This window comes from Marinitoga arctica (assembly GCF_054657315.1).
The window spans coordinates 101,522-114,190 of record NZ_BAAHYY010000003.1; the positions used below are offsets into that span (position 1 = coordinate 101,522).

Annotated in this window: 10 protein-coding genes; 4 read left to right on the forward strand and 6 right to left on the reverse strand. The window is 28.8% G+C overall.

The features are described 5' to 3' along the window. Positions 1 to 2 precede the first annotated feature (2 nt). The 4 genes from fdrA to ACYQ44_RS01755 are packed head-to-tail and all read left to right on the forward strand — an operon-like array spanning position 3 to position 4,521. Complete coding sequence (gene fdrA / locus ACYQ44_RS01740; RefSeq protein ID WP_459994757.1) at positions 3 to 1,547, forward strand: acyl-CoA synthetase FdrA; 1,545 nt, start codon at positions 3 to 5, stop codon at positions 1,545 to 1,547. Then, complete coding sequence (locus ACYQ44_RS01745; protein WP_459994759.1) at positions 1,544 to 2,944, forward strand: YlbE family protein; 1,401 nt, start codon at positions 1,544 to 1,546, stop codon at positions 2,942 to 2,944. The genes fdrA and ACYQ44_RS01745 overlap by 4 nt, the downstream gene beginning before the upstream one ends. Before the next feature lie 13 nt (positions 2,945 to 2,957). Further along, positions 2,958 to 3,749, forward strand: coding sequence for a cyclase family protein (locus ACYQ44_RS01750; protein WP_459994760.1), 792 nt, complete (start codon positions 2,958 to 2,960; stop codon positions 3,747 to 3,749). Between the two features lie 49 nt (positions 3,750 to 3,798). Beyond that, positions 3,799 to 4,521 carry an N-acetyltransferase gene (locus tag ACYQ44_RS01755; protein WP_459994762.1) on the forward strand — a complete coding sequence of 241 codons (723 nt, stop codon included), beginning with the start codon at positions 3,799 to 3,801 and terminating at the stop codon, positions 4,519 to 4,521. 28 nt (positions 4,522 to 4,549) lie between these two features. On the opposite strand, the gene ACYQ44_RS01760 is transcribed toward ACYQ44_RS01755, so the two are convergent. The 6 genes from ACYQ44_RS01760 to ACYQ44_RS01785 all read right to left on the reverse strand — a co-directional run. Beyond that, positions 4,550 to 5,692: an MFS transporter gene (locus ACYQ44_RS01760; RefSeq protein WP_459994763.1), complete on the reverse strand. Its 1,143-nt coding sequence runs from the start codon at positions 5,690 to 5,692 to the stop codon at positions 4,550 to 4,552. Next, positions 5,693 to 7,363, reverse strand: coding sequence for a phosphoenolpyruvate carboxykinase (ATP) (locus ACYQ44_RS01765; protein WP_459994764.1), 1,671 nt, complete (start codon positions 7,361 to 7,363; stop codon positions 5,693 to 5,695). It lies immediately after the preceding gene. Positions 7,364 to 7,410: 47 nt separating this feature from the next. Then, positions 7,411 to 8,616, reverse strand: a complete 1,206-nt coding sequence (locus ACYQ44_RS01770; protein ID WP_459994765.1) for a hypothetical protein — start codon at positions 8,614 to 8,616, stop codon at positions 7,411 to 7,413. Between the two features lie 14 nt (positions 8,617 to 8,630). After that, a complete protein-coding gene (locus ACYQ44_RS01775) occupies positions 8,631 to 9,536 on the reverse strand; it encodes a glycosyltransferase family 4 protein (RefSeq protein WP_459994766.1) in 906 nt (301 codons plus the stop codon). A gap of 8 nt (positions 9,537 to 9,544) precedes the next feature. Next, a complete protein-coding gene (locus ACYQ44_RS01780) occupies positions 9,545 to 11,386 on the reverse strand; it encodes a polysaccharide biosynthesis protein (protein WP_459994767.1) in 1,842 nt (613 codons plus the stop codon). Between the two features lie 9 nt (positions 11,387 to 11,395). Then, positions 11,396 to 12,669: DegT/DnrJ/EryC1/StrS family aminotransferase (locus tag ACYQ44_RS01785; protein WP_459994768.1), on the reverse strand; the 1,274-nt coding region annotated here is incomplete at its 5' end.

The window sequence follows — 12,669 nt, forward strand, 5'->3', positions numbered from 1 at the left end:
ACGTGGTTTATAAAATGATTAAACCCAATGCATATTATGATTCAGTAACATTAATGCTTATTACGGAAGATATAAAGAAAAAAGAGAGTATAGAAGAAGCTTTAGTTGGAATGGGAACAGAAACAAACAAAGAATTTTTAAGAGAATTAAATATGATTGATGAAGAATTAGAAAAAACTACTCCTAATGATTTATTAATAGTTATTAAAGGTGAAAATGTAAATATGGATGAAATCGAAAAGGAAATTGAAAGTATGTTAAAAGCAGAAACAGAAGAAGATGAAGGCGAAAGGTTTTATCCTTCACTTGAAAGTGCTGTAAAAAAGCTTGATGGTGCAAACATGGCTGTAATTTCTATTGCTGGTGAATATGCAGGATTAGAAACAAAAAAAGCACTGGATTATGGACTAAATGTAATGCTTTTCAGTGATAATGTACCTATTGAAACTGAAATTGAATTAAAAAAATATGCTCTTGAAAAAGGATTGCTAGTAATGGGACCTGATTGTGGAACAGCTATTATTAATGGAGTTCCAATGGCATTTTCAAATGTCGTAAAAAGAGGGAAAATAGGAATGGTAGCAGCATCAGGTACAGGTGCTCAAGAAGTATCTTCTATAATTTCCAATTTAGGTTGTGGAATTTCACAATTAATTGGAACAGGTGGAAGAGATGTAAAAAAAGATATTGGTGGATTAATGTTTTTAGAAGGTATTAAACGATTAATAGATGATGATGAAACAGAAATCATAGTATTAGTTTCTAAACCTCCTTATCCTGAAGTGGTTGAAAAAGCTGTTGAATTATTGAAAAAAACAAATAAAAAACATGTTGTTCATTTTGTAAATGGTAAAGTTGAAGACCCATCAATTGTTGTTGGAACAACTTTAGAAGATACCGCTATTAAAGCTGCATTATTATGTCAAGGAAAATCTATAGATAAAGATGAATATACTTATTTTGATTTCTTAGAATCTTTTGATTTTGATAAAAAAGTAAAAGAAGAAGTAGAAAAAATTTCAGAAGGTAAATATATAAGGGGATTATACTCAGGAGGAACACTTGCAGATGAAACAATGGTCTTATTATCAAGAGAATTAAATATACCAATTTATTCTCCAAAGCCATTAAAACCAGAATTTTTATTAGAAAATATAAATGAAAGTAAAGAAAATACTGTTGTTGATATGGGAGAAGATGAATTTACAGTTGGTAGACCTCATCCTATGATTGATTTTACAATGAGAAAATCTAGATTGATTAAGGAATACTTGGATAAAGACACTGCCATTATAATGGTTGATGTTGTTTTAGGCTGGGGATCACATATGGATCCAGCTGGTGAAATTGCAGAAGCTGTAAAGGCTGCAAGGGAAACATCTGATAAATACAAATGTATAATAGCTAATATTTGTGGAACATACGAAGATCCACAGAACTACTATGACCAAAAGAAAAAGCTGGAAGATGTTGGTGTCATTGTCTTCCCAAGCAATGCAAGTGCGGTAAAATTTGCAGTTAATGTTTGGAAGGAGTTGGGAAGATGAGTTTATTTAAAGAAGAATTAAAAATAGTAAATATAGGATTAAAATCATTTTATGAAGATTTGAAAAAACAAGGAGCTAATGTTGTACATGTTGATTGGAAACCTCCACTTGGTGGTTCAAAAGCAGTTAAAATATTAAATGATTTTTCTAAATTGAGTATAGATGTTGAAAAAGCTAATGCAGAAGCCGTTGAAAGAATTATGAATTCTCAGCCAACATTAGTTGGAATGGGAATTGCAAGAGATGTTGTTCCAGGTATGAAAGATAATATGATATTACACGCTGGACCACCTATTACATGGGATAGAATGTGTGGCCCATTAAAAGGAGCTATTATTGGCGGTTTGATTTATGAAGGTAAAGCTAAAGATGAAAAAGAAGCTATTGAGTTGATTGAATCAGGTGAAATTGAATTTGATCCATGGCATCACCATGATGGTGTAGGTCCGATGGCTGGCGTAGCAACTCCATCTATGCCTGTATTTATAATAGAAAATAAAACATATGGCATTAAATCATATTGTACAATGAATGAAGGATTAGGTAAAGTATTGAGATATGGTGCAAATGGCCCTGATGTTATAAAGAAGTTAAAATGGATGGAAGAAGTTTTGTACCCTGTTTTAAAAGAAGCTATTGAATTAAAGGGAGAAATTAATTTAAAGAATTTAATTGCCCAAGCAGTTCAAATGGGAGATGAATGTCACAATAGAAATAGAGCAGCAACATCATTATTTATAAGAGAAATAGCTCCCGCTATTTTAGATACAAGTTTTTCAAATGAAGAGAAGAAATCTATTATTGAATTTATTAATGCTAATGATCATTTCTTCTTAAATCTATCAATGCCAGCTGCAAAGTCTGCAACATTAGCAGCTGAAGGAATAAAAGGAAGCACTATTGTAACTGTTATGGCAAGAAATGGAACAGATTTTGGTATTAGAGTTGCAGGATTACCGGGAAAGTGGTTTGTAGGGCCAGCTCAAGAAGTTGAAGGATTGTATTTCCCTGGTTTCACAAAAGAAGATGCTAATCCAGACATCGGTGATAGCACAATTACAGAAACTGGTGGTTTTGGTGGATTTGCAATGGCTGGTGCTCCTGCAATAGTAAAATTTGTTGGTGGAAGTGTACAAGAAGCTATTGAAACTACATTGAAAATGTATGAAATAACTGATGCAGAAAATAACACATATAAAATTCCTTTCTTAAACTTTAGAGGAACACCAACGGGATTAAATGTAAAAAAAGTTGTTGAAAAAGGTATTTTACCAAGAATAAATACAGGTATAGCACATAAAGAACCAGGTATAGGTCAGGTTGGAGCAGGTTTAACCTATCCACCTATGAATATATTTATAGATGCATTAGAAGCATTTGTAAAAGAATATCTTTAAGGGGGGAACAAAGATGGCAGGTATTAAAGTGTATGATTTAACTCAGAAGATAGGTATTACAACACCACCATGGCCAGGATATGAGCCAATGAAATTATGGTATTTCAAAAGAATGATGCTTCAAAAAGTAAATGGACAAATAGTACAAACAAGTATGCATAACGGAACGCATTTAGATGGACAAAGACATTTTATGACTGGTGGAAGAGATATAGCTTCATTGCCTTTAGATGGTTATTTATTCCACGAAGGTGTAATTTTGGATATCTCTAAAGAAGTTGGAGATTTTGATATTTATACACCAGAAACATTATTAAAAGTTGCAAAAGAAAATAACCTTGAAATTAAAAAAGGCGATATTATAATTATTAATACAGGCTATCATAAATATGCTTGGGATCAACCAGAAGCAAACGAAAACAAATATTATTATTTCCATCCAGGTCCTGATCAAAGATTTGCAGACTGGTTAAAGGAAATGGAAATCAAATGGGTTGGTGTTGACTGTGGTTCCGCAGATCATCCAATGAATACTATATTAAGAGAATATAGACCAGAATTTGCTGCAATGGCAGACAAACATTTCAGAGAAAAATATGGAAAACCTCTTGATGAATATTTTGATGATAAAACTTATCAATTGATGCATATTGATTTATTCCCACACTTGATTCTTCATGCAGAAAATCTCGGTGGAGAAATAGATAAAGTATTAAATAGAAGAATGTATATTGGTATATTCCCATGGAAATTAGTTGATGGTGAATCTAGTATAGCTCGTGTAGCAGCATTTGAAATTGAATAATTTTATATTTGGTTAAAAAACAAAACAAAATTAATGGAGGGGAAAGATTATGTGGAAAGAAATACCGGAAAAAGTATCACAAGAAAAAATAACATTTGATGTAAGGGAATTAGAACCATTATTATCAGGACCATCATTAAAATTACCACCATATGAACCAGAAATGGCTAAATTAAAAGATGGTAGTTATTTATATATAAGACCTTTAGAAAAAGATGAAGTACCAAAATTATTGCCATTTGTAAAAAAATTATTAGATGTAGATCATGATTTTTATGATATTGTTGGTGTTAGGGTATATGGAGAATTATTAGGTTGGTATAGAAACAGATTAAAGGACCCTTATTTTATGATAGGTACAATTAATGGTAAATTAGCAGGTTTTGCTAATGCAAGAGTTATGAATAACGGCATTCATATTAGTCTTCATTCAATGGCATTTGTTAGAGGATTAAGAGTAGGAGCTATTATGTATTATGCTAAAGCAAAATACGCATTTGAAAAATTAGGAGCAAAAGAATGGTGGGCAACATATGAAAGTTATAATGGATTTAAGAGATGGGGATTAGGTATGGCTCAACCATCATATCCATGGCCAGATGTTCAACATGAATTAGGTGGTGCAAAGGTATATTATGTAACAAAAGAATATTGGGATTTATCAATAAAAGATTACTTAAAACAATTAGTAAAAACTGAACTTGAACCAGCATCTGCTGAAGTTGCTGAAGCAAATAAAGAATTAATTATTCCAGACAGTCCCGTTGTTTAAATAGAATGGGTAGGCCCTATGGCCTACCCTATTTTTGTCTTATAAGTATAAAAGTTAAAATTATTCCCAAGATTCCAAAGATCCATAAACTATTTAAAATGAATGAAACATTGTTTCCAAAAAAGAATGAATATACTGTTATTAAAACATTCCCCATTGCTCTAGTAAATCCCATTAATGCACCAGACGCAAAACTTTTATTATTTGGCAATAACTGTTGGGCATAATGAACATTTACTGACATTGTTAAAAACATAAAGGCATCTGCCAATATATAAGAAATTGCTAATATCCATATATTTGTAGATGACGCAAAAAGAAATACTAATACTGAAAATGCGGAAAAATACAATAAATTTACAAATTTCACACTAGTTTTTTCTTCAAGCTTTGCTCCCAACAGATTAGAAAATGTACCTGCTAAAAAACCTAATGTTACTAATAATCCACCAATTGTTAAATCATACCCTAACATTCTTGATTTTATTGGTACATATGATCTAAACATAATGCTTATAAATGCTCTATGTATTGTCAAAAACCAAATTGGAGCAATATATTTAAAACCTTTAAAGCTTTCAAAAAATCTCATTTTTTTATTTTTAGTTTTTAAATGCTTATGTGTTTTAAAATAATTATAGGCGAAGTAAAATAAAATCGAATAAATTATTATTCCTGCAATACCAATATATGTAGCATTCTTCAGGTTATAATGCGTTACAAAATAAGTTATAAATATAGGTCCTAACGCATATCCAAATGTACCACCAACCATAAAAATTGCTATTGCTATTCCTTTTCCTTTTCCAATAGTTCCACTAATCCCCGCACCCAATGGTTCTTGAGCCGAACTACCTAGATAGCCAATTAAAAATATAATAAATAAAAAGCTAATAGATTTTATATACCCTAAAAATAAAATCGGAGTCATTGTAATTAGAACAGAAATATACAAAAATACCAACTTTTTATTTGATTTATCCGCAAGATAGCCAAAGAATACCTGACTAAAAGAAGATATAAGCGTCAAAATTGACGCCATCATTACAAATATTCTTGGTTCATTTACATTAAAGTATTCCATAAAAAATGGAATAAGAGGTTTAAAATAAGACTTAAAAAAACTCGTAAAAAAATTAGTGAAAGTTATGTATATAGCTAATGGTTCCATTTATCCCTCCAAAATATCTTTTTTCTTTTTGAAACATATATCAATAACATTCTCTATTGAATCATAACATTCCGATGGGAGTTTATCTATACCACCTCTTTCAATTTCTCTTGATTTTATAAAATCTAATCTTCTTTTCATTGATTCTATAAAAAGAGAAACATATTCTTTATCTTTCATATCTGGTATGTATCCTTCGAATTCCATTATTTCAATATTCTCTGCCCATTCTTTAAAATCAGCTTTTTCTTCTACAATTGACTCAATTACTGATAGTGTTATTTCTTTCGTTATCTTTTTCTCTATAAAATGACCTGTATTTAATATATAGCAATTTACACCTTTCTCAAATAATTTTTTAAAACTATAATAATCATCGGATAATGGATATGTCCTAAATGGATTAGCATATGGTTCAAACACTAACGCATTTGGATCTACTCCTTCTGCTAATTTTTCCGCAGATGTTCTTTTAGTGGCTAACGTTGCTCCTAATGTTGATGCAAGTATTGGATCTGTAACTTTTAACACTGGAGGCAATACTGGATCTTTCATTAGCCAGAAAATCGCATTAATCGGCTCTTCAATTTTATATACTCGATTTGGCGACCACAACTTAGATTTCAAAGCTCTTCCATTACCATTTCTAATATCTTCCGTTACTGGAATAATTCTTCCCTCTTCGTCTAACGTTGCTCCACAATTTTGAATAGTTAATAAATATTTATTATCATCTGAATTTACTGGATAATCAGCTGTTTTATCAAAATAGGATGGTTCTAATGAAATAGTAGAACCATCGGCCATTGAAATTATAAATGCATCATCATGTAATACAGTTATTTCATATTTTCCATTATGTTTTGCATGAGTCAGTGTCGATTTACCAGATCCTGATAATCCAAAAAAAGCTGCAACATAATTTTTATTATCTTTCAAAGTATATTTTTTCAACCCTCCATGGCATGAAGCATATCCATTTCTATTCGCTGTTCCCCAACCAAGGGTTAATGTCCCTTTTTTAAACTCTCCAAAATATCTCATCCCAAGAATTGCAGCACAATTGTGTTGTGGATCAAAAAAAGATAACCCTAATGGAAAATCTGGATGTTTCCAATCAGGATCAGAGAATATATAAACATCGCCTTCATTTATTATTCTTGATTTTTCATATATTCTTACAAAATCTACAGTAAATGGTTGAAAATTCAACAACCAATTATATAAAATATTTTCATGCCCTTCTGGAATTAATAAGTGATTTTTTATTATAAAATCTTCATGTAATCCTGTAAATGAAATTGCATGATACATTTTTTTAAATCTCGTATTATATACTGCTTCTCTAATAATTTCCGCATATTTATTTTCATCAACTCCAGGTTCACCAATTATTCTTCTTCCAGCCGCATATCGTCCAGTTATAGCACCATCGTTAAATATTAAAATTTTTGTTCCTTCATCTAATGCTAATAATTCTGGCTTATAAACATTTATATCTGTAACTATTGTTCCAGGTGAATTTTTAGCCAATTTATAAGCTTCTTTAGGAGAATCTACCTTTATTACATTATTTCGGTAAAAAGCTGTTTCGATGGTTGTTCTAATTCTTGAAAATATAGGATTTGTATAAGATATTTCATCTTTTGTAAAAAAACCTTTAGTAGCCATCTTTTTACCCCCTATAAAATTTAAAATAAACCCAGAATTATTCTGGGTTAGATTATTTGGTTTAAACTTTTACCTAATTTTTTCATAATTTTTTTATACCATTTTTTATATTCCATAATTACTCCTTCATCTGAATTTCTCAAATATTCTTCTATGAGGTTATCTAATATTATATGTTTAAAGTCTTTTTTCAACTTCTCTTTTAATTCATATATAGCTTCTATACCATATATTAAAATTAAACTTTTGAATAGTTTTTCTTCTCTTCTTTCATCATCTTCTTCTAAAAACTTATTGTTAAACACTTCATAACTCTTCTGAATTTCATTATAAATATTTTCTATTTTTTCTTCTTTAGTCAAAACAAAATCATTTTCTGATTCTTCTCCATCAAGCATATTCTTTATTTCTTCTTCTATCTCATCTATTATTTCCCATAATGTCTCGTTGTCTTCTCCAGATTCATCTTCTTCCATAAAAATTTCTATATCAATATCTTCATTACTATCTTCTATATCTTTTTGTTTTTTCATTTCTGCAATAAAATTACTAAAAGCTTTAAACGCCTCATTTGAATTACTTAACTCAAAACTTTTATCTACGTTGTTTAGATTATATAGTTGGAATATATTGTCTTCGATATTTTTTAACTCATTAAAATTAACTATTTTTATTCTTTCAGATACCTGTTTTAAAAATGCTTCTTGATTTATTATTTCTGGTAATACATTCAACCTAAATTTATTAAATTCATTTATAAGACTTTTATAAAACCCCTTAATTTCTGTCATGGTTGTTTTAATATTAATATCAAAAATACTTTGATAATCATATCTTGAAAAAATGAAATGATGTTCATAATATCTTCCTGACTTATTTATATATATAGCAGAAAAATCAATACTTTCGTTTAAAGTGTATACCATCAATTCTTGACTTATTATGCTTTCAGTTAGCATTAAAGAATCTGTAGAAAGAAAAGAAAAAATATTTTTCATTCTATCTTTGAAATATTTATTTAGTCTGAATACAGTTAAAAGAGTTGGAATATATTCCAGCTCAACATCAATAGTTTCAGATAATTCAACACTAAATTCATTAGGTTTCCATATAAAGTCGCCTGTCTTAGCTTTTATTTCAAATATATATTTTTCTTCTATATCTTCATCTATAGAATCTGAAAACCAAAATTTTTTTATTACTCTTGGACTCAATTCAAAGTATGAACCGTCTATACCTTTTAATAAGGCCATTTGTTTTACCTCCATTAATCATAGGAATATAATTTTAAATATATTCCTAAGAATAAAAATTCTATTAAAGCTAATCCTAATCCGAAATAAGGATAATCCCAACTAATAATTCCTATTATACCAAATAAAAATGAAAAAATATATGTAATCAGTGCAGTTTTTTTTATTGAAATATTATATCTTTTTCTTATTTTATCATAAATATGATCTCGATCTCCTGAAAAAGGTGAACGATTATTTAAAATTCTTCTTAAGAAACTGAAAAATAAGTCTGTATAAAACAAACTAGAGACAATTACTGATATGGCAAAACCACCAAATCCATGATTATGTGTCATTATAACTGTTAAGTAAAATATTGTATATCCAAGAAAATAAGAACCTGCATCACCAAGAAATATTTTTGCTGGATGAAAGTTAAAAATTAAAAATCCAAAAATAGCTATCACTATATAAATATAATTGAAGTGTTTGGAAATCACGCTCAAAAATAATATTACAAATAATGTATTACCTCCACAAACCCCATCCATTCCATCAATCATATTTACAGCATTAATTAAAGTTACTCCTAATATTGTTAATAGAATTGAATAAATAATACCAAGAGAATCATAAAATGGAATTAAAGTTAATATTATTCCTACAAATTCACTAACTAATCTAAATTTAGGTGACACATTAAAGATATCGTCTAACAGTCCCAACATCAACATCAAGGTCCCGAAAATGATAAATCTAATATCTTTAATAAACCATATACTCGATAAATATATTGCCAATCCTCCAAGATATGGTGTAATATTTTGATGAATTTTTAAGTTTTCATCCGGTTTATCAACAATTCCCAGTTTTTTTGCAATTGGAATCATAAAATAGGTTATTATAATTGATAATAAAAAAATAACTATATAAATCATATTTCACCTCAATATGCTATATCTTTTTTTACTTGTGATTTTGCTTCTGGAATATATTGAATTATTAAACTATTCATTTTATCAAAATCATTATTTTGATAAATTATGATTATTTCATTTAACAACTCTTTCAATTCTTCTGTTTTTAAAATCTTATTCTCTTTAAGTATAAATATCCTATTATTTTCTGTTTTTATAAATTCTTCCGATTCTAAAAACAATTCTTCGTATAGTTTTTCTCCGGGTCTAATTCCCGTATATACAACTTTTATATCCTGATCCGGTATATAACCAGATAATTTTATCATTTCTCGAGCCAATTTATCAATTAATATTGGCTCTCCCATATTTAAAACAAAAACTTCCCCTTTATTAGCAAATGCTCCTGCCTGAAGAACTAATGCAACCGCTTCTGGAATTGTCATAAAATATCTTTTCATTCTAGGATCTGTGACTGTAACAGGACCACCGTTTTTTATTTGTTCTTTAAATATCGGGACAACACTTCCTCTACTCCCTAAAACATTTCCAAATCTTACAATACCAAATTTAGTATTTGAACTTTGAGCTAATGATCTAATTATTATTTCTCCAAATCGTTTTGTTGCTCCCATAATAGAGCTTGGATTAATAGCTTTATCTGTAGATATTAATATAAATCTTTTTACATTATTTTCTATAGAGTTTTTTGCAAGAATATATGTACCATATGCATTTACTCTAAAAGCTTCTGATGGATTTTTTTCCATTAAAGGAACATGTTTATGGGCTGCAGCATGGAACACTACATCTGGTGAAAATTTTCTAAATATTTGCCTCATTCTGTATTCATTTGTTACATCACCAATTACTTCATTAATCTCAATATCTGGAAATTTATTTTTTAATTCTTTAGATATATTAAAAATACTATTTTCTCCACGACCTAATATTATTAATTCCCGTGGTTCTAATGCAGCAACTTGCCTACATATTTCTGAACCGATGCTACCTCCTGCACCTGTAACCATTATTTTTTTGTTGGTAATATAATGTTTTATATCATCAAAGTTAACCTTTACCTCTTTTCTACCTAATAAATCTTCTATATTAACGTCTCTTAAAAAACCTAAAGAAACCTTATTATTTAAAATTTCAAATATTCCAGGTAATGTTTTTAATCTAACTCTCTTGGTATCTACATTATCTATAATTTTTTTTAATTGCTCTGATGTCGCAGATGGAATAGCTATAATTACTTCATTAACTTTATACTTTTCAACAAAATTCATTGTATCAGATATTTTTCCAAAGACTTCTACATCTCTTATCTTTCTTCCTATCTTGGATTCATCATCATCTAAAAAACCTATTACTTTACCAAAAGAAGGATGTTTTAAAAATTCGTCTAACAATTCAACTCCCGCATCACCTGCACCAATTATTAATATTCTTTTGTCATCTGAAACTTCATTAACTATAATCTTATTTTTAGAGAACCACCATACCCTACTAAATATAATTAGTATAGACCCCAAAAGAGCCGACATAAAACCAACAGAAATAGGCAGAGTAAAATTATGAATCCATACTCTTCTTATTCCTTCGATAACTAAAAAATTCAACATATATCCTATAAAAGAAGAATATATTATAGGCTTTATTTCTTTTAAAGTTGCAAATCTCCATATATGTTCATAATTTTTGTTATAATACATTACTAACACCATTATTGCAGGAAAGATGATAACAGGTAAAATATATTTTTGCATTTCAAAAAAATCTGTCTGAAATCTAAAAAACAAAGCCACAAAATAACTCAAAAAAAAGATTATATAATCTACTATAATTAACTCTACTTTTCTCTTCATAATGTCACCTTACTTTTCAAATTTATCCAAAATTATTTTAATTCTTTTTACCACATATTCTTGTTCCTTTATAGTTAGATCAGTATAAAACGGAATAGCAATAGTTAAAGAAGATATTAATTCAGTAACAGGATAATCTCCTTCCTCATATCCATATAAGTCTCTATAAAACTTTTGTAAATGTATTGGAGAAAAATAATTCTTTGATTGTATTCCACTTTTATTTAATTCCTCAATTACTTTATAGGTTATTTTTTTTATATCCTTTAATATTTTTTTCCATTGTTTTTTTTCTTTTATATATAAAGGAAGATCTAATTTTCTCATATACTCCGGAATATCCATAATTTTATTAATCCAATCTAAAGATAATCTGATTACAAATACAAACCAGCTCATTTTTGTAGTATATTCTTCTATTTTAGGTAAAATAACTCTATTTTCGTCTTTAAATAATTCGTAATAATTTTTAGCTACATTTTGCCTTTTTTCAAGAATTTCATCCAATCTTTTCATTTGAATATACCCAAGCCCTGCTGATAATTCATCCATTCTATAATTATATCCTAGTCTTACATGTTCTAACCATTCTTCTGAATCTCCACGCCCTTGATTTGCCATTGATCTACATAATTTCCCAATTTCTTGATTATTTGTAATTATCATTCCACCTTCACCAGTTGTTATCTGTTTATTGGGATAAAAGGCAAAAGTTCCAGCTTCACCAAAAGTACCTGCAAACTTGCCTTTATACTTTGACCCAATTGCTTCACAAGAATCTTCAACAATTTTCCATTTATTTTTCTTACAGATTTTTATTGCCTCATCCCAATCTAATGGCTGTCCAAAAATGTCAACACCCATAAAAAATTTTATATCTTTTAATTTTTTTATACGTTTTAAAAATGGATGACTTTTATCATTTAAAGTTTTATCAATTTTTGATATATCAATATTGTAATTATATGGATTTATATCGATAAAAATAGGATGGGCTTTTTCAAACAAAGCAACATTTGATGAGGCTATAAATGTAAACGGAGTTACTATCATGCCATCATTTTCTTTTATGTTTAATGACTTTAAAATCAGATGCAATGCGGATGTTCCACTATTTACTGCTATTGCATCTTTAACATCAAAATATTTTTTTATCGTTTCCTCAAATTTATTTATATAGGGGCCAAGAGCCAATCTTTCGCTATAAAAAATCTTATCAATAACTTTTTTTTCTTCATTAGTTAAACTTGCTGAAGATAAAGGTATTTTCAAAATAACATCCC